At 39.2% G+C, this 19913-nt stretch carries 16 protein-coding genes; 8 read left to right on the top strand and 8 right to left on the bottom strand.

The genetic code is table 11. The features are described 5' to 3' along the window. Positions 1-366: 366 nt before the first annotated feature. Positions 367-1890 (top strand): YifB family Mg chelatase-like AAA ATPase, encoded by a 1524-nt coding sequence (locus AC27GZ_RS03835; RefSeq protein ID WP_487093549.1) that lies wholly within the window; start codon positions 367-369, stop codon positions 1888-1890. Positions 1891-1902: 12 nt separating this feature from the next. Here AC27GZ_RS03835 and ilvY read toward each other — a convergent pair whose 3' ends face one another. Continuing rightward, complete coding sequence (gene ilvY / locus AC27GZ_RS03830; protein WP_487093548.1) at positions 1903-2784, bottom strand: HTH-type transcriptional activator IlvY; 882 nt, start codon at positions 2782-2784, stop codon at positions 1903-1905. Positions 2785-2985: 201 nt separating this feature from the next. On the opposite strand from ilvY, the gene ilvC reads away from it, so the two are divergent. After that, positions 2986-4467 (top strand): ketol-acid reductoisomerase, encoded by a 1482-nt coding sequence (ilvC, locus tag AC27GZ_RS03825; RefSeq protein ID WP_487093547.1) that lies wholly within the window; start codon positions 2986-2988, stop codon positions 4465-4467. 99 nt (positions 4468-4566) lie between these two features. After that, complete coding sequence (gene ppnP / locus AC27GZ_RS03820) at positions 4567-4881, top strand: pyrimidine/purine nucleoside phosphorylase (protein ID WP_487093546.1); 315 nt, start codon at positions 4567-4569, stop codon at positions 4879-4881. 64 nt (positions 4882-4945) lie between these two features. Here ppnP and AC27GZ_RS03815 read toward each other — a convergent pair whose 3' ends face one another. Then, on the bottom strand, positions 4946-6067 hold the full coding sequence (locus AC27GZ_RS03815) for a PQQ-dependent sugar dehydrogenase (RefSeq protein WP_487093545.1): 1122 nt from the start codon (positions 6065-6067) through the stop codon (positions 4946-4948). Between the two features lie 159 nt (positions 6068-6226). On the opposite strand from AC27GZ_RS03815, the gene AC27GZ_RS03810 reads away from it, so the two are divergent. The 3 genes from AC27GZ_RS03810 to AC27GZ_RS03800 all read left to right on the top strand — a co-directional run bounded on the left by AC27GZ_RS03810 (position 6227) and on the right by AC27GZ_RS03800 (position 8565). Continuing rightward, on the top strand, positions 6227-7195 hold the full coding sequence (locus AC27GZ_RS03810; RefSeq protein ID WP_487093544.1) for an SPFH domain-containing protein: 969 nt from the start codon (positions 6227-6229) through the stop codon (positions 7193-7195). A gap of 52 nt (positions 7196-7247) precedes the next feature. Continuing rightward, entirely contained in the window at positions 7248-7706 is a 459-nt protein-coding gene (locus AC27GZ_RS03805; RefSeq protein ID WP_487093543.1) for an NfeD family protein, read from the top strand. A gap of 97 nt (positions 7707-7803) precedes the next feature. After that, positions 7804-8565: a sulfite exporter TauE/SafE family protein gene (locus AC27GZ_RS03800; RefSeq protein ID WP_487093542.1), complete on the top strand. Its 762-nt coding sequence runs from the start codon at positions 7804-7806 to the stop codon at positions 8563-8565. Between the two features lie 3 nt (positions 8566-8568). On the opposite strand, the gene AC27GZ_RS03795 is transcribed toward AC27GZ_RS03800, so the two are convergent. The 4 genes from AC27GZ_RS03795 to AC27GZ_RS03780 all read right to left on the bottom strand — a co-directional run bounded on the left by AC27GZ_RS03795 (position 8569) and on the right by AC27GZ_RS03780 (position 13654). Further along, positions 8569-9396: a hypothetical protein gene (locus tag AC27GZ_RS03795; protein ID WP_487093541.1), complete on the bottom strand. Its 828-nt coding sequence runs from the start codon at positions 9394-9396 to the stop codon at positions 8569-8571. 200 nt (positions 9397-9596) lie between these two features. Next, on the bottom strand, positions 9597-10604 hold the full coding sequence (locus AC27GZ_RS03790) for a LacI family DNA-binding transcriptional regulator (protein ID WP_487093540.1): 1008 nt from the start codon (positions 10602-10604) through the stop codon (positions 9597-9599). Between the two features lie 139 nt (positions 10605-10743). Further along, positions 10744-12276 carry an MFS transporter gene (locus AC27GZ_RS03785; RefSeq protein ID WP_487093539.1) on the bottom strand — a complete coding sequence of 511 codons (1533 nt, stop codon included), beginning with the start codon at positions 12274-12276 and terminating at the stop codon, positions 10744-10746. A gap of 46 nt (positions 12277-12322) precedes the next feature. Then, a complete protein-coding gene (locus AC27GZ_RS03780) occupies positions 12323-13654 on the bottom strand; it encodes a GH1 family beta-glucosidase (protein ID WP_487093538.1) in 1332 nt (443 codons plus the stop codon). A gap of 299 nt (positions 13655-13953) precedes the next feature. Between AC27GZ_RS03780 and AC27GZ_RS03775 the strand changes: the two genes are divergently transcribed. Both AC27GZ_RS03775 and AC27GZ_RS03770 read left to right on the top strand, forming a co-directional pair. Then, a complete protein-coding gene (locus AC27GZ_RS03775; protein ID WP_487093537.1) occupies positions 13954-15222 on the top strand; it encodes a sugar MFS transporter in 1269 nt (422 codons plus the stop codon). 30 nt (positions 15223-15252) lie between these two features. After that, complete coding sequence (locus tag AC27GZ_RS03770; RefSeq protein ID WP_487093536.1) at positions 15253-16764, top strand: tryptophan halogenase family protein; 1512 nt, start codon at positions 15253-15255, stop codon at positions 16762-16764. Positions 16765-16847: 83 nt separating this feature from the next. On the opposite strand, the gene AC27GZ_RS03765 is transcribed toward AC27GZ_RS03770, so the two are convergent. Together AC27GZ_RS03765 and AC27GZ_RS03760 are read right to left on the bottom strand one after the other, a co-directional pair. Beyond that, positions 16848-18362 carry a tryptophan halogenase family protein gene (locus AC27GZ_RS03765; protein ID WP_487093535.1) on the bottom strand — a complete coding sequence of 505 codons (1515 nt, stop codon included), beginning with the start codon at positions 18360-18362 and terminating at the stop codon, positions 16848-16850. A 3-nt stretch (positions 18363-18365) separates the two neighbouring features. Continuing rightward, complete coding sequence (locus AC27GZ_RS03760) at positions 18366-19880, bottom strand: tryptophan halogenase family protein (RefSeq protein ID WP_487093534.1); 1515 nt, start codon at positions 19878-19880, stop codon at positions 18366-18368. Positions 19881-19913: the final 33 nt, after the last annotated feature.

Raw genomic sequence — 19913 nt, 5'->3', positions numbered from 1 at the left:
GTATTTCTGTTTGCTTTTCTTTAGCTCAACGAAAACCCTCGAGGTGACTTAATAACCACGACGACGAGAATGTTAATAATAATTGAGTTAAAGCGTTGCATTGTTGTTTGTATCATTTTCTAAAATTTATTCTGACTGATGTTGACTGTTTTAGTTATTAGTATTTTATGGTCAATATTAGCCCCTTTTTTTAATTAGTATCACGGCATCTATATATTGAGCAAGCTTTTATTTAGAGTTTTTTGCTTACTACTAAAAAGTAAAAGTTATAACGGTTGGGCGATGGGATATTTTTTAAGTTTAAAATTCGAATAATAAAAGATCTTTTCCTACACTGGACATAGGAATCAAATAAATGGAATTATTATGTCGCTTGCCTGTGTTTTTAGTCGTGCTCGTGTTGGTTTAGAGTCTCCGCTTGTAACGGTGGAAGTTCACCTTGCTAATGGTCTACCCGCCTTTCATATTGTTGGCTTGCCTGAAGCTTCTGTTAAAGAGTCGAAAGATCGCGTTCGTAGTGCAATACTCAATTGTGGCTATGAATTTCCTGCAAAACGCATCACGATAAATTTAGCGCCTGCTGATTTGCCCAAAGAGGGTGGACGTTTTGACTTACCCATTGCCGTTGGCATCTTAGCCGCTTCAGAGCAGCTACCTCAAGTAGATTTGGCACAATATGAGTTTGCGGGAGAGCTCGCTTTATCGGGAGAGCTTAGGGGTATTATTGGGGAAATACCGATGACAATGGCTTGTAGCCAAAGTCAGAGAACCCTTGTTATTCCAGCGCAAAATAGTGAACAAGCCAGTTGGGTGAAGCAAGCTAATATTCATGCTATTGAGCATTTAAGTCAGCTTTACCCGCATTTTGCTAGGCAAACACTGTTGCCTTTGGTCGCTGAAAAAGCAGTAGAGCAGGTGTTTGAAGTTAACGGGCTCGATATTAGTGATGTGATTGGTCAGCCACTGGCAAAGCGCGCCTTGGAAATTGCTGCCAGTGGCAATCATAACCTTTTACTTATTGGCCCGCCGGGAACTGGAAAAACTATGCTAGCGAGTCGGTTAGCGGGAATTTTACCGCAAATGACAGAAACTGAAGCCTTAGATGTTGCAGCCATTCAGTCAATTAGCAACCAAAATATTAATGCAAAATCATGGTTAACACGACCCTTTAGGGCGCCACATCACACTGCTTCATCAGCTGCTTTGGTGGGGGGCGGCAGTCAACCTAAGCCAGGTGAAGTCTCGCTAGCGCATAATGGTGTATTGTTTTTGGATGAGCTGCCTGAGTTTGAGCGCAAAGTACTGGATGTGCTAAGAGAGCCGATGGAATCAGGTGAGGTCACTATTTCTCGTGCTATGCACAAACAAAGTTTTCCCGCGCGCTTTCAACTCATTGCTGCGATGAATCCTAGTCCTACAGGGTTTTACAATGATAATCGCAGTACGCCTGAGCAAGTATTGCGCTACCTAAATCGTTTATCTGGGCCTTTTCTTGATCGTATTGATATTCAAATTGAAGTGGCAAGGTTGCCACGAGGTACATGGGCGGCTGATACACAAAGCAATGAAACGAGTGAACAAGTGCAACAACGTGTGCAGCTGTGTCGAGCGAAGCAATTACAACGACAAGGAAAAGCTAATGCTCACCTTGGCACGAGTGAGTTGAAAAATTATTGTCGATTATCAGTTGATGATAATGAGTTCTTAGAACTGGCAGTAGAGAAACTAGGTTTGTCGACGCGTGCCCATCACAAGATTTTGAAAATAGCTCGCACATTAGCAGATATGGAAGGGGAAGAGTTTATTGATCATCAACACCTTGTTGAAGCTTTGTCATATCGCGCTATGGATAGATTACTTCGTCACTTAACACAAGCGGTCGCTGTGTAGACTGTCAGTTTGTTATTCATCGATAGCGTCAAAAAATGCTTTGATTAATGGCTGGCTTTTATTTTGATTTAAACAACATACGCCTAATTCAAATGGTGCAATTTCACCAACGTCGGCTAAGTACTGGACACGATCTTTTACTGGACTATTTTCTACCACCACTTGTGGAACTATGCCGACACCACACCCTAAAGCAACCATACTAACTAGTGCTTCGTGACCTGAAACGGTGGCATAAATATTTGGTTTACCTTGCTGTTTTTTTCGGTACCAAAGCTCAAAACGTTTTCGCGCTGGACCATGCTCAGGCAAAATGATTGGAATTTCAGCCCAGCTTAACACTTCTGTTTGTAGTTGCTGTTGCACTTTACACGACATGGTAGGCGCTATAACTGCAAGGGGGATGGTCGCTAAGTGTTGAAAGTAAACACTGCGAGGTAAGCTTTCAGGGTTTGCTGCTATGGCAAAATCTACCGATTTGTTTTGTACTTGCTCTAAGGCGTCACTGGCATCACCTGTGGTAAGCATTATTTCAACTAAAGGGTGTTGCTGGCGAAACCGTTCTAACAAAGGAGGTAAATGACTATAGGCGGCAGTTACCGAGCAATATATGCTTAATTTACCTGTAAGTACTTGCTGGTTTTCGTCTAGGGAATTTTTAAATAGTTGCCACTGTTCAACTTGTTGTTGTGCATAGTGCTGAAATTTCTTACCCGCTTCAGTCAGTATCACACTACGGTTATCGCGCAATAATAATTCAGAACCGACACTTTGCTCAATTCGCTGAATAGCTCGACTTAAGGTAGACGGGCTCATGTGAAATGCTTGCGCGGTTTTACCAAAATGTAATGTTTGACTAAGATGTACAAACATCTTTAATGATTTTTGATCCATATTGTCATCGAAGTGCTGTAGTTAATGAAAAAATAGCATGATTAGCATCATGCTAAACTCAATTTGTTGCAAAAAATGCAATGTAGTGATGCGAATATATCACTTTTTGCAACGTTATGGCTAGGTTATTATGCTGCCATCGTCAGAATGACTGACATATTTAACCTTTCGTTATTTACCCAAATTAAAGTAGGAAAGAACATGAGCAATTATTTTAATACTCTAAGCTTACGTGAGAAGCTTGGCCAATTAGGCAAATGTCGTTTTATGAAGCGTGAAGAATTCAGCGATGGCTGTAACTTCATCAAAGACTGGAACATTGTTATCGTTGGTTGTGGTGCACAAGGTTTAAACCAAGGTTTAAACATGCGCGATTCTGGCTTAAACATTTCTTACGCTTTACGTGAAGCAGCTATCAGCTCTAAACGTCAATCATGGCAGTGGGCTACAGAAAATGGTTTTACTGTTGGTACTTATGAAGAATTAATTCCACAAGCTGATTTAGTATTAAACTTAACACCAGATAAGCAACATACTTCAGCTGTTACTGCAGTAATGCCTCACATGAAGCAAGGTTCAACATTAGCGTATTCTCATGGTTTCAACATTGTTGAAGAAGGCATGCAAATTCGTGAAGATATCACGGTTGTTATGGTTGCACCTAAGTGTCCTGGAACTGAAGTACGTGAAGAATACAAGCGTGGTTTTGGTGTTCCGACTCTTATCGCTGTTCATCCAGAAAATGATCCACAAGGTAACGGCTTAGCCATTGCTAAAGCGTATGCAAGTGCTACTGGTGGTGACAGAGCAGGTGTTCTTGAGTCATCATTCATTGCTGAAGTTAAGTCTGACCTTATGGGTGAGCAAACTATCCTTTGTGGTATGTTACAAACTGCTGCGGTATTAGGTCACAAGCGCCTAGTGGCACAAGGTATTGATGCAGGTTATGCACGTAAGTTATTACAATACGGTTTAGAAACGACAACGGAAGGTTTGAAGCATGGTGGTATTACCAACATGATGGATCGTTTATCTAACCCTGCAAAAATCAAAGCATATGATATGTCTGTTGAGTTGAAAGAGATTTTACGTCCTTTATTCCAAAAGCATATGGATGACATCATTGAAGGTCGTTTCTCTGCAACTATGATGGAAGACTGGAAAAATGATGACGCAAACTTACTTAAGTGGCGTGCAGAAACAGCTGAAACTTCTTTCGAGAAAGCACCAGACTGTGACACTGAAATCACTGAACAAGAGTACTACGATAAAGGTATCTTTGTTGTTGCTATGATCAAAGCTGGTGTTGAATTAGCATTTGAAGCTATGGTTGATTCAGGTATCATCGAAGAGTCAGCTTACTATGAGTCACTTCATGAAACACCGTTAATTGCTAACTGTATTGCACGTAACAAATTATACGAAATGAACGTTGTAATTTCAGATACTGCTGAGTACGGTAACTACTTATTCACTCACGCAGCCGTTCCTCTTTTAGAAGAATATGCTTCAAACTTATCATTAGAGCAATTAGGTGAAGGTTTACAAAATGCCTCAACTAACGTTGATAACGCGCGTTTAATTGAAGTAAATGAAGCGATTCGTAGCCATGGTGTTGAAACCATAGGTAAAGAGCTTCGTGGCTACATGACAGACATGAAGAAGATTGCTAGCGCATCTTAATCTTTTTGTTTGAGTAAATAAAACGGTATTCGAATATTCTTCAATGCCGTTTTTTATTGCCTAAAATAGGTGTTTACTACTGTTAGAAGGAAATTATAAATGTCTGATTTTAAAAATGTAAATATTAACAGAGCCGCGAATGTATACTTTGATGGTAAAGTGACTAGTCGCACTATTACTTTTGCTGATGGCAGCTTCAAAACATTGGGTATTATGCAAGCAGGTGAATATCACTTTGGCACTACACACGCTGAGTTAATGGAAATTACTACAGGTGAGTGTGAAATACTATTAGCTGGTGAAACCCAGTGGCAAACTATTGTCGGTGGCCAATCTTTTAAAGTTGCAGCTAATAGCGCCTTTGATATCAAAGCGAAAACTATTATTGATTACTGCTGTACTTATATTGACTAATTAACACTAACGACTAAACACAATTTAATGATGCTAAATTGTGTTTAGTGTTGTTGGTTTTGGCTTAGGGTAATATGCGTAAAATACCAATACCATCAATACCAAGGTAGATGTAACCATCTCGCCCTTGAAAAACATTTCTGACTCTACCGCCAACATCGGCTAACAGCTTTGTTTGTTTGGTCACATCTTCATGATAAAGTTCGAGAGCAACAACATGGGTAAACTTCATTGAACCAAGCAATATTTTACCTTGCCACTGTGGATATTTGTCACTAGTGATATAGGCCATGCCTGAGGGAGCTATGGAGGGATCCCAATATAATTTAGGTTGCTCCATTCCGGGTTTTTCTGTGAATTCGGTCAATATACTACCACCATAATTGACGCCATAACTGATAATAGGCCAGCCATAGTTTTTACCTGACTCAATTAGATTAACTTCATCACCCCCTTGTGGCCCATGTTCATGTGACCATATTTGTCCATTTTCTAAAGCAATTAGCCCTTGAGGGTTTCGATGTCCGTATGAATATATCGCCTTTTTCGCAGTGCCATCATGGTAAAAGGGGTTACTTTTAGGGAAAGTACCATCAAGATGTAAGCGATAAATTTTGCCGCCATCGACACTAACGTCTTGTGGGTTTCGGTTACGATTACCACGATCGCCAATGGAAAAATAAATATAATTACCAGAAATAGCAATTCTACTACCGTAATGGCTACCTTTTGAGGTGTTCTTCTCCCCTTTATAGAGAATTTGTTTATTAATGAGTTGCAGGTTTTTGAGGTCTAATTCAGCGCGCATTAATGCTGTGTTACTGCCAGAGCCTTTGCCCTCTTTACTTGAAAAGGTTAAGAATAGCAGCCTGTTATTTGAGAACTCTGGATGTAATGCAATATCAAGCAAGCCACCTTGTCGGTTGGCATGAATATCAGGCAAGTTTGTGATTTTAATAGCTGTTTTTTTGTCAGAGAGTAACCACAAAGTACCTGATCGCTCTGTTGCCAACATACGGCCATCAGGAAGCTGAACCATACCCCAAGGAATATTAATATCTGGCCATACTAGCTGCGTTTTATAATGAGTTTTATCTTCATGCATAACAATGGAGTGCTTTGCATGAGCGCTTACTAAGCTAAAAAAACTTATGCCAATCAAAAGTATTTTTTGTGAAATATTCATCAGCTTTATTTCCTAATTTGTCTTAAAAACAGTATATATTAAGCAAGTAAAAGCTAGGCATTAATATTTTCCGTAATGAGAAAAAACTTGCTTTACGTCCATGACCCCTTTAATTTGAATCACCTATAAGGAAAATAATTTAAATAAGGAATAATCACTATGCCAATACTGGAAGAACTTATCTCAAGCCCATCGCTTTGGATCACCATCGTTATCTTGTACACCCTAAAAAAAGGCATTTACTTTGTGCCACAAAATAGAGGTTACGTAATTTACACATTAGGTAAATACAGTAAAACGTTATCTGCAGGTTTAAACTTTATCATTCCTTTCGTACAGTCTGTTGCTGCTGATCGTAATTTAAAAGAACAATCGTTAGATATTATTTCACAATTAGCAATCACCAAAGATAATATCAGCCTTGAAATTGATGGCATATTATTTATGAAAGTCACAGATGCCGCTGCTGCCACCAATAATATCACTGATTACAAAATGTCGGTGACACAATTAGCCATGACCACAATGCGTAACGCCATTGGCTCTATGGAGCTAGATGAATGTTTTCAAAACCGAGATACGATAAATGCACAGATATTATCTGCAATGGCAGAGGCAACTGCACCTTGGGGGGTAATGGTTACTCGTTATGAAATTAGAGATATAACACCACCTCAAAGTATCCGTGAGGATATGGAAAAACAAATGACCGCCGAGCGAGAAAAACGCTCAGTTATTTTAACGGCAGAAGGGGTGAAAACTGCGGCTATTACGGAAGCTGAAGGGCAAAAGCGTGCTCGAGTTTTAGATGCAGAAGCTGCGAAAGCTGAGCAAGTTTTAGCGGCAGAAGCGACTAAGGAGTCACAAATATTAGAGGCTACGGGTAAAGCTGAGGCGATACGTTTAGTAGCAGACGCGGATGCCAATGCATTAGAAGTAGTAGGTAGTGCTGCAAATACAGAACAAGGACAAGCCGCGGTTACGTTGACCTTAGCACAAGATGCTATAAATGCTCACCAAGCTATTGCAAATGAAAGTACTGTTGTCCTCACAGATGGTAAAACAGGTGACAACATTGCTAACACAGTTGCACAAGCTATTGCGGTTTCAAGCAGTTTAAAACTGTAATGAAGATCTAGTGTGAATTAAACAGCGTTTCAATGAAGTTTTAAGGAAAATAATGCAAACTTTTTTAGATAACCACCACCTAATTTGGTATGCCATTGCAGGGTTAAGTTTAGTGATTGAATTAGGCATAATGGGCTTAAGTGGGCCACTGTTATTTTTTGCGCTAGCGAGTATTATCACAGGTATTCTCGTTAACGTTGGAATTATTGATGGTTGGCAAATAGAAATACTTGTTGTTGGCTTATGTAGTGCCGTTATAGCAGCATTACTTTGGAAGCCTTTAAAGCAAATTCAAAATCCAGCAAATAAGACCGACGATTCAAGTGATATGATCGGTTTAATCGTCCCAATCGTTGAAGAAGTTACTGCGACGTCAGGGAGTCTTCGTTATTCAGGTATTAATTGGCAGGCGAGACTTGCTCAAGACTGTGACGTTGAGCTCATAAGTGCTGATAGTCAATGTACTATAGTGGGTGTAATGGGCACCACCATGTTGGTGAAACCTGTATAAGCAATTGCAACCTTGCACGATACGTTAGCGATACATACAAGCAAGTTATCTCGCTTATAGGTTATTAATGTTTTTAAATGAATTAAAGTGAGTTTCTGTGTTTAATGCAATTGATGTATCCCAAGCCATTGTTTTGATAATCATTGGCTTGATAGCGGGCGTTGTGAACACTTTAGCTGGTGGTGGTTCAAATCTATCACTGCCAGCGTTAATGATGTATGGATTACCAGCAGATATTGCTAATGCAACAAACCGAGTAAGTGTGTTGTTACAGTCTATCACTGCAACCCGCGCTTTTTATCAGCACGATAAAATTGAAGTTACTTCAGTTAAAGATAGTTTTTTTCCGCTTCTAGTTGGTGGTTTGGTTGGTGCCGTTACTGCATCATATTTAGATGTGGAGTTATTGAAACCTTTATTATTGGGGACAATGGTCGCTATATCTTTATGGGTTGTGCTTAAAAGTGATACTCAAAAAGAAGAACACACGCCAGTAAAAAGTTGTTATGAAAATAAACTAACGCTTTTAACCACCTTTGCCGCAGGGTTTTATGGTGGCTTTGTACAAGCCGGCGTTGGCTTTGTATTAATTGCCACTTTCGTTGGTGTATTAAATTATGATTTATTACGCGCTAATGCAATGAAGGTTGTAGCTACACTTATTTTTACCAGTATCGCGCTTTTGGTGTTTGTTTTTAGAGATCAAGTAGCATGGCTGCCAGGATTATTATTGGCTGTGGGTAGTATTTTTGGTGCTCAAGTTGCTGTTAAATTTGCTATTGAAGTGAAAGCAACAACGTTAAAAATATTAGTGCTAGTGATGACAGTGTTTGCCAGTGCCGCGGCATTGCTTCAATAACATTTATTGCGACAGTTTTATCCACCAATGTTTATCAGATAAGAGCTTTCTTGTTTCTTTTGTAAGTAAAGGATTTTCTAAGGTAAACACCTTTCTTTGACTTGCGTTGGCTTTGGTCAATATCCCCGAAGTGATTGCATGGCTATTAAAGAATTTTTCGAATTCTCCTGATGCCAGTAATTTGGTTAAACCAAGCTCTAATCTTTTTCTTAAACGTATATTTTCCTTTTTGACGAAAAAGAATATAGGAGCTGGGTATTTAAGCATTAGATGTTTCTCAACGGTTAATTCAGGCTCATTGAGTATTTCATGCCAAGGCTCGTGTAATGCTCTGGGAAAATAATCAAAGCGTTTTTTCTTCAACATCTCTATAAGATAAATATCATTTCCTCCTATAACGTTAAAGCCATTGCTTTTGAGTATTGTCGAGTCCGGCCAGTTACGTCCTTGCCCCAAACTGATTGATTTTAAATAATCTAATGAAGTTGAAGTGCTAAATTTGTTTTGTTCATTTTTACGAATGATGAATATTCTATAACCCATAAGCCCTTTTAAAATAGGAAAATAGATTGCTTGTAACTTCTTTTCAGATTCTTGTGATGTCATGCGCCAGGTTAAATCAACATAACTACCATGCTGTAACATCATTGATGTTCTGCCCTGCGCCATTTCAACGTTGACAGGTTGTAACTGATAAGGACCAAATTGCTCAATAGTTTCTTCTAAGATAAGCGTTAATAAATCAACAAAATAGCTTTGTTTAGGATCGGGATGTTGCTTAGACTCGACATAGCGAACAATATCAGTTGCATGGGTGAAGTTGGTGATCATGCATAACAATAGTATGACTAAACGAAGAAAGGACAATGTCATCGAAAAAAGTAAATTTATTAGCTGTATTTACCCAAAGTATAGTTCAATAAAATTATTTGTATATTTTCTCGACCTTAGCGCTAAGTCAACGCTAATACCCAAAAATCCAGTTAACCGCCTAGGTTAATGTTGGCCGTTAAACGCTAATGTTTGGGATATTAGTTAGCGGTTAAGGTGGCGATAGAATCACGAGAGATTAATGTGGGCTCAAATGAATGCTGAACAGTGATATCTTTTTGTTGATAGACATTTTTTAAAACGAGCTTTGCCGCCATATGACCCATCTTATTGACTGGGTTATCAATAGTGGTTAGTTTTGGGTAAATGTGGCGTGAAAAAATAATGTTATCAAAGCCGATAATGGATAAATCTTCGGGTAAATTAAAGTTGTGTTCACGTGCATAAGTCATGGCACCAGAGGCCATTTCATCATTGGCGCACACCAAGGCCGTAAAAGGGCTCTTACAACTAATAAATTGTTTTATTCCTTCTTTACCGCCAGACTCCTTAAAGTCACCGACAAAAAATAAATCTTCGTTGAAAGGGATATTATATTCAGCCAGTGCTCGTTTGTGACCCGCGAGTCTATTCAGTGGATCCGCTTTAAATAGTGGTCCAGCAATATAGGCAATGTCTTTGTGACCGTGTTCTAGCATAGTTTTTGTTGCTAAGTAGCCGCCAAGCTCATTATTTAGCTGTATGCAGTTATCTTCAATTCCTTCAACCACACGGCTCATGAAGTAAACGGGCGTTTTACCTTTGGTTAACTCTATTAAGTAGTCATCAGATAAGGCTTCAACGTGGACAATTATGGCGTCACAATTTCGAGAAATAAGAAATTCAATACCTGCTTTTTCTTTATCTTCCTCACTGTGACCTGTTGTGATGATGACATGTTTACCCGCTGCTCTTAATTCAGCTTCAATACCTGCCATCATTTGACCAAAGAATGGGCCATGAAGCTCAGATACCATGATACCAACGCTGTTGGTGCAGTTTGAAGCGAGCGATTGAGCGATTGAGTTGGGTCTATAGCCTAGCTCACGCATGGCATCTTCAACTTTTTGACGAGTTTTTTCACTCACACGGGTATTGTTATTGATAACACGTGATACTGTTGCTAGTGAAACGCCAGCTAGTTTTGATACTTCGTAAATTGTTGCCATGTGATCCCTATGCCACGTGCCTATTCGTCCAATTTTAAAAAATAAATTCTACCATAGTTTTAATTGCAGCCCCTAGCTGAACCTCTGTGTATTAATGAATTAATTAGTGTTTAAACTTATTAATACTAAATTGAAGCTGCTAAGAGCTTGCTAAACCTCGCCTTTCAACTAATTCATCACCAATTATCTGATTTTGTTTACTCGATAGTGGATAAAGCATCATTAAAGCGGCGCCGGCAAAAGCAAAGGCGGCAGGTATCCAGCTCATCAGTAGTTGCATGCCAGGTAATGAAGAAGCAATGGTGGTTTTGTCCATGCCATTGTAGCCATAACTGGCCAGTACCACTAAGACTAGAGCGCCCGCAAAACCACCGCCAGTTTTTTGAACAAAGGTGCCCGCTGAATAGATGAGCCCAGTAGCTCGACGGCCGTTTTTCCACTCTGAATAATCCGCAGAATCACCTAACATAGTGAAAAATAATGTTGGCATGATAGCGGCAAAAAACTCAGCACTACAACCTAAGATGAAGATAGCGCTAATGTTACCTTGAGGGACCCAATAAAACCCTGCCGTTAACAGACCACTTAAGATAAGGGCAATTATAAATAATTTTTGTTTACCAAATATTTTCGATAAATACCCGGTAGATAAAGCACCAAAAATAGACACAATCAATAACGCTATAAAATACTTACCAGCTAACAGTTCGTCACCGACATAATATTTAAAGTAGTAGGCAATCACCCCATATTTAATGCCGTTAAACATCATAGTTAAAAAGCCCATACCTAATAAAATTAACCAGGGTTTATTGGTTAATAAGTCAACCATATCTCGTTGAGTACTACTCATTTTATCCGTATCTTGGCTGGTTAAGCGCTTAATGGCGAACCACATGGCCGCCATCACTATGACAAAAAAAGTACCGCTGTATATTTCTCGGTAATAGAAAAATAAAGTCATGGCAAGTAAAGGCAAAATGATGAAAGGTAAGTTTTTAAATAAATCACCAAGTTCTGACTTTAAACTGCTAGATTCATCAACGGCTGGTGTGATGCGTTCTTTCGTGGTCATAAAGGTGATTAGCATCAAAATAACCAGTAATGCGGCGAATAAATACATGGTGTATTGATAGCCAATGGAGTCATCACCTTCACCAAAATAAGCAACTAAATCAGGTAAAAATCCCATAACGAGTAATCCGCCAGCAAAAGCGCCGGCAAAGCGGAAACCAGATAAACTAGTACGCTCAGTATCACTGGGAGTCATCACACCCATCAATGCGGAGTAAGGAACATTATTGACGGTGTAAGCTAGAGTTAAACCAATATAAGTGATGTAAGCGTAGATAAGTTTATTGGTATAGCTGATATCGGGTGTGGTAAAACACAGCACCATAAATAAAGCGAGGAAAGGCGTTGACCATAGAATCCATGGGCGAAATTTCCCCCATTTAGTCTTGGTTCTATCGCCAATCATGCCCATGATGATGTCTGTCACACCATCGGATAATCGCACGACTAAAAATAGCATGGCAGCCGCAGCTGCAGTTAAGCCAAAAGTATCAGTATAAAATACCGCTAAATAGGCCAAAGCTCCCCGCCATACTAAGTTGGCAGCAGCATCGCCCATGGCGTAACCGATTTTTTCTGAATATGCTAATTTTGTCATGCTTCTTCCAAACTACTTTGTTTTTAGGCTTACTGGTTTGTTTTTATTATCTATTAGTTATCAGTGCCTTATAAGCTAAACCACTGTCTTTTATGGTTCTTACTTGAGTGTCGTAATCGACATAAACAATACCAAAGCGTTTCAAGTACCCCTCAGCCCACTCAAAGTTATCCATTAAGCTCCAAGCAAAGTAGCCTTGTATATCGACACCTTGCACTATGGCGTCGTTGACGGCATTGAGGTGTTTTTGATAGTAATCTACGCGATCTAAATCATTCACGCTACCTTCACTCAGCTGGTCAGCCATTGCTGCACCATTTTCTGTGATATATACAGGTGGCAAAGTGTATTTGTCATTTAATGAGGTAAGTAGCTCGGTAAAGGCCTGTGGATAAATTTCCCAACCAATATCGGTTCTAGGCTCAGGAGGATCAATTTGGAAAAAGTGCTCCTCATCATCAGCACGATAAATTGCTCGGGTATAAAAATTAATACCTAAATAATCAACAGGATGAGAAATAATCTCCATATCGCCAGCTTGAATATCTGGTTGGTGTTCAGCGGGAAGTTGCGCCATTATTGCTGGGTATTCAGCATCAAAAATAGGTTTGATATACCACTGGTTAAAGTAATCATCGGCAAAGGCGGTAGCTTTTCTATCGGCTTCGCTTTCTGACTCTGAGTAACAAGGCGTAAAGTTTAGCACTATACCATTTAAGGTATTAGGACTATTTTTTGCTATAACTTCCATGGCTAAGCCATGGGCAAGCAGTAGGTGGTGTGCTGCTTTTCTGCCATATTCTTTACCCACAATGCCTGGGGCGTGGACACCAATTTCATAGCCTAAAAATGAGCTGCAAAATGGTTCATTTAGTGTTGCATAAGAATGAACACGATCGCCAAACGCCTGAGTAATTAGGTTGGCATAATCACGGAATTTATAAGCGGTGTCTCTATTTAACCAACCACCGTTATCTTCCAAGTGCTGAGGAAGATCCCAATGATATAGTGTGACAAAAGCCTTAATATTTTTGCGTTTCAGCTCATCTAAAATATTAATATAAAATTGCACCCCTTCAGGGTTCAATTCACCTGATTCAGTCATCACTCTCGGCCAAGAAATAGATAAACGATAGGCATCAACACCTAGTGAGTCAATCAAGTCAATATCTTGTTGCCATAAGTTAAAGTGATCACAGGCAGTCAAACCGTCTGAGCTATCAGCTACTTTGCCAGGTGTGGCACAAAAAGTATCCCAAATGCAGGGTAGTCGAGTGTTTGCTCCGCCTTCTATCTGAAATGAAGCTGTTGCTACGCCATATAGGAAATCCTTAGATAACATAGCTGAGTTACTGGGCAGAGAAAGTTTAACTGTCATTTTACAATATACCTGTTCATCAAGTTTATTACATAAACTCGTTTAAAAATTGATTAATATCTGTATGCACAAATAAAGCACTTGAAAAAAAAACGCTAATGGTTTTTAATTAAAAATGAAAGCGCTTACATTTAGGTTAGTGCTTTCTTTTACTCAGGTCAACATCTTTATTAATTATTATCTTTATTAACCTTAATAAGTAGGGCTTTAAATAGTTGTTTTAGCTTTACTTTAGTAAATTGGGATAGGGTTTATGTTGTTGATTATTAAAATAATAAAAGTCTAATTAAGGGGCGGTAATGGCTATGTCATTAAACTCAGTAGCTGCTGAGAAAACACTAGGTAATCAACAAGGCAACAACTATCAGTTTGCGTTAGTCTCCTTAACATCGTTATTTTTTATGTGGGGCTTTATTACCTGCTTAAATGATATCTTAATCCCGCACTTAAAGGCGGTTTTTGATTTATCCTATACTCAAGCAATGCTCGTGCAGTTTTGTTTCTTTGGCGCTTATTTTTTGGTGTCTTTACCTTCCGGGTTGATTGTAAAAAAATTAGGATATCAAAAAGGCATAGTGGTAGGTTTAGTGATTGCTGCACTTGGTTGTTTATGTTTTTATCCTGCCGCATCGTTACATAGTTATCCCGTATTTTTAATGGCGTTATTCGTACTAGCTAGCGGCATTACATTACTGCAAGTTTCAGCCAACCCTTATGTGAGTATGTTAGGGGATCCTAAAACGGCATCAGCGCGTTTAACCATGACACAAGCATTTAATTCTTTAGGTACCACAATCGCGCCTTTCTTTGGTGCCTTGTTAATTCTAAATGAAGCAGCACATGGTATTTCAGCACAACAAAGTGCTGAATCAGTACAAATGCCTTATATATTATTAGCGGCAATGCTACTCGGGCTTGCAGCGATATTTGCTTATATTAAGTTACCTGACTTGTCAGCGGCAGAAGCAGATGAAGAGTCTAATGAAGCACAGCTTGATGGCAGCGCTTGGGAATATCGCCATTTAGTTTTAGGGGCGGTAGGGATTTTCGTCTATGTGGGTGCTGAAGTATCTATCGGCAGCTTTTTAGTGAATTTTTTAGCTGAGCCAACAATAGCCAATTTAGCAGAATCGGAAGCAGCAAAGTATATTGCTTATTATTGGGGCGGCGCTATGGTGGGTCGTTTTATTGGTGCAGTTGCGCTACAAAAAATTGATGCGGGTAAAGCACTTTGTTTCAATGCTGCTTTTTCTATCGTGTTAATTTTTGTCGCTATATTTACTTCAGGCTCACTCGCGATGTGGGCTATTTTGTTGGTAGGTTTATTTAATTCAATTATGTTTCCAACTATTTTTTCATTAGCAATAAATGGCCTAGGTAAGCATACAAGTCAAGGCTCTGGGATATTGTGTTTAGCAATTGTTGGTGGTGCAATCATTCCTTTAGTTCAAGGGATGTTGGCTGACGCGATTGGCGTACAAATGGCTTTCTTTTTACCTATAATTTGTTATGTTTTTATTGCTTACTATGGATTACGTGGCAGCAAGCCAAGCAGCTATCATTCATAAAAATTATAATATTACCTTTAGGAGTTTTAAATGGCTGATAGCATTAAGAAAATAGTTATTGTTGGTGGCGGTACTACCGGTTGGATGGCTGCCGCTAGCTTGTCTCGTTATATTGCAGATAAAGACATGTCAGTGACCTTAATCGAGTCGCCTGATGTAGGTACGATTGGTGTCGGTGAAGCTACAATTCCTAATATGGTTGGTTTTAATAAAGCCCTAGGTATTGATGAAGTTGAACTCATTAAAGCGACTCAGGCAACATTCAAATTAGGTATTGAATTTGAAAACTGGCATAAGCTCGGTGAGAATTTTTTCCACCCTTTTGCGGACTATGGCTTAAAAATAGATAATGTTGATTTTCATCATTATGTCAACCGAGCAAAATTATCAGGATGTGATCTCAACCTTCAAGATTATAGCTTCGCTATAGCTTTAGCGAAGCAGGGAAAATTCGCCCAAGCTAATTCTGATCCGCAATCACCGCTTGCAGATTACTCCTATGCTTATCATTTTGATGCGGTACTTTATGCTAAGTTTTTACAAAAATTCTCGGTAAATAAAGGTGTTGAGCATATTTCAGCTAATGTTTGTGATGTGAAATTAAATGCTCAAACTGGCTTTATTGAATCGGTTGCTTTAGAAGATGGTCGCCATATTGAGGGTGATTTATTTATTGATTGTTCAGGGTTTAAAGCGTTATTAATTGATGGTGCGATGAATGTTGGCCTTGATGATCTCAGCCAGTGGTTACCTTGCGATAAAGCGGTTGCAATTCAAACAAAACTGACCGGTGAACCAACACCCTATACACGTGCTATTGCCAATAGTGCCGGTTGGCAATGGTGTATCCCATTGCAGCACAGAATGGGGAATGGTTATATCTATAGCAGCCAATTTTTAGATAAACAGGGTGCAGAACAAGAGCTATTAGCCAATGTTCAAGGTGAAGCTATTAATGAAATAAGACACTTTGATTTGCCTTTAGGGAAAAGAAAAGTTATTTGGGAGAAGAATTGTTTTGCCTTAGGTTTGGCTGCAGGGTTTCTTGAGCCGCTCGAGTCGCTTGGTTTGTCCTTAATTCAAACGGCATTATCTAAGCTTTATACTTTTTTCCCGGACAAATCTTTCAATCAGTATGATATTGCTGAAGTGAATAGAATACATAATGCGGAATTAGATCGCATTGTCGATTTCCTCGCAATACATTACAAATTAACGAAACGTGATGACACGGCTTTTTGGCGCCATTGTCAGGAAATGCCAATAACCGATGCTTTACAGCATAAAATTGAAGTCTTTAAAAGTCAGGGGCAAGTGGTTATGTATGACAATGAGTCATTTGAAGAAGCCAGCTGGTTAAGTATGTATACTGGTTTTGATGTCAATCCACAGCGTTTTGATATCCGAGCTAAAAACCCACCGTTAGAAGTGATAGAAAGAAATTTAGCTGAAATGAAAAAGTCAATGATCACGGCAGCTGAGCAAGCGATGACTCATCAACAATTTATTGAAAAGCATTGTCGAGCTGAGTGCGATATTTAAAAAATGTAATGAGCCATGTATTATAAGTATTTGACCAACACATGCTAAATGGTCAAATACTTAATTATATTGTTTTTTCACGGTTATATTTTCGGCGCCTTACAGTACTCTGCGATAAACTCATCATGTGATGGTTGCTGTTCTATAACTTCCATAAGCCCTTGTTTACCTTGTGCTAATATGTCTTTTAGTTTATCGGCATCCCAGGTATCTAACGTTGGATTATAATTGTCTGGTTTAACTCCTAAACCATCGAATACCGCATACCAACTGGTTGGTTGAAATAGCTCTTCGTCTTTTACGGTGAGACCACCGGCTACTTTGAAAAAATCAATTTTCGCTTGCAGTGTTGTTGGAATGTCCATGTCTTTACACCAACGCCAAAATTCACTGTCTGTGCGCGAAGTTTTACAATAATGCAGAACGAGGAAATCTCTTATTTCTTCATAATCAGCTCTCACGGCACGATTGTATTCATCGATAAGCACTTGATTATTTTCTTTTGTGGGAAACATACGAATAAAGAAAGCGATAGTTTTTGAGACTAAATGAATGGCTGTTGATTCTAGCGGTTCAATAAAACCTTGCGCTAATCCTAAAGACAAACAATTGTTTACCCATGATTTATTACGCATGCCTGTTGTAAAAGGAATGACTCTAGGCTCGGTCAGCGGCTCACCGGCTATGTTATCTAGGAGTGTTTGCTTAGCTTGCTCATCGCTAATGTATTTATCGCAATACACATAACCGTTACCTGTTCTATGCTGTAGTGGTATTTTCCACATCCAGCCAGCTTCTTGAGCTTTTGAAACCGTATAAGGGGCAATATCTCCCACGTTTTTGGTTTGCACTGTCACGGCTTTGTTGCAGGGCAGGTAATGTGCCCATGATTCATAACCTGTGTTAAGAGTTTGCTCAATTAGCAAGCCTTTGAAACCTGAACAGTCAATGAAAAAATCAGCAGTTAATGTTTGGCCGCTTTTTAGCGTCACGCTGGCTATATTGCCATTGTCATGTTGATTAACACTTTCAACCATACCTTCTGTGCGAGTTACGCCTAAGTTTTCTGCGTACTCTCTTAAATATTTTCCTACTAAAGTTGAATCTAAATGCAAAGCATAAAATGCGCGGGCTAGTGGTGTATTTTGTGCTTTATGCGGTAAGAAAAATTTATTTTTCTGAGCTAAAATGGCTTCAGGAGAATGTGCCATTAATGGCGTGTTATCACCTGCTGCTTGGCATTTTAACCAACACTGATAAAAGTTGTAGCCATTAATGCTACGGCCTACCGTTCCAAAGGGGTGGAAGTAAGATTCACCGATATTTTTCCAATCTTCGAAGTTTATCCCTAGCTTAAAGCTGGCTTGCGTTTTTTTGATAAAATCAACTAGATCAATGCCTAAGCTTTCTAAGATATTTATTAATGGTGGAATAGTTGCTTCACCGACGCCAATTACACCTATATCGTCAGATTCAACCAACTCTATTTGTAGATCAGTGTTTTTGAATATATTGCTCATGGTTGCAGCAGCCAGCCAGCCAGCTGTACCACCACCTACTATGACTATTTTTTCTATCGCATTTTCAAGAGGTTTCATGGTTTATCCTTTAAATCCGCAATATTGTCTTAGGAAATCCGCATGGCTTTGCGCATTGGTTACAGTTTGTTTAATGCCATCACTCATTTTAGCCAGCTCAGTGGTAAGTAATTCATTTGAAAACTTGTCTATGGTTTTATCATAGCTTTGTGGTTGAAAGTTAAGACCATCAAATATGGCTAGCCAACTATCTTTACCAAAAATCTCCCATGGGTAACGTAAAACATCGCCTTTGGCTTTAAATGCCGCCATTTTATCGGCGAGTTTTTGCGGTATGGCTAAATCACGGCAATGTTGCCACATTGGCGAGTCAGTTCGGCCATTTAATTTGTAATGCAAAATAATGAAGTCTCGAACTCGTTCGTATTCCTCTGCCATGGCGTAATTGAACTTATCACTTTCTTCTTGATTGTACTCAGGCTCTTTCAGAAAATCGGAAATTTTTTCAATAGCGGTTTCTACCAGTGCAATACTGGTACTTTCAAGGGGTTCTAAAAAGCCAGAGGCTAACCCAACCGCAATACAGTTTTTCTGCCATGCTTTTTTACGTCGACCAGGAGTAAATGAAAATGAACGAGGTTCTTGAGTAATTTCACCTTGTATATTAGATAACATTGCCGTAATGGCTTCATCTTTATTGATAAATTGACTACTAAAAACAATACCATTGCCCATACGTGTTTGAAGTGGGATTTGCCATTGCCAGCCTGCTTTTTGAGCGTGAGCAATAGTACGAGCAATAGGCTCGCCAACTAATTTGCTTTGAACCGCTACGGCTGTATCGCAGACTAAATATTGGCTCCAATCTTCATAGCCCGTTTTCAATGCTTTTTCTATTAATAGCGCGCTAAAGCCAGAACAATCAATAAATAAATCACCTGAAACTGTTTGACCACTTGCTAATGTCAGCTTTTCAATATCGCCGGAATTGCTGTTGAGACTGACTTGTTCAATTTTATCATCTATATGCTTTACACCTTTATTTAAGGAATAGTCGCTCATCAACTTAGCAAATAAGCTAGCATCAAAATGAAGTGCCCAATCAAATACTTCTAATTGGTTTTTTGGGCTAGTGCTTGGCTGGAAAAATTTATTTTCTTTAGCGAGATTAACGCCTAGTGAATAATCGGCGAAAGCTGTTTCATCGCCACTTTGTGCAAGTTTATTAAAGTAGTGATGAAAGGGAACGTGATTCACTTCTTGGCCATATAAACCAAAGGGATGAATAAATGAACTGTTATCACCAGCCCAGCCTTTAAATTCTATACCTAATTTACAAGTAGCATTAGTTGCAGTGAGTACCTCTTGGTCAGTGAAACCTAATTTAGTATAAAAGCGTCGCAAGGTGGGGATTGTTGCTTCGCCCACACCAATGGTGCCCATTGCTGTTGATTCAATTAATGTGATGTTTACAGGGGAGTGCTGAAATTGCTGACCGAGTGTTGCTGCTGTCATCCAGCCTGATGTGCCACCACCAACGATGACGATATTTTTTATTTTTTTCTTTTGGTTATTCATATAATTATACAGCCCATTAAATGAAAAATCCGC

The organism is Colwellia sp. SU-HH00943, assembly GCF_057546125.1.
The sequence above is the reverse complement of the archived record's forward strand: the minus strand, read 5'-3'. Positions and strand labels throughout refer to the sequence as shown.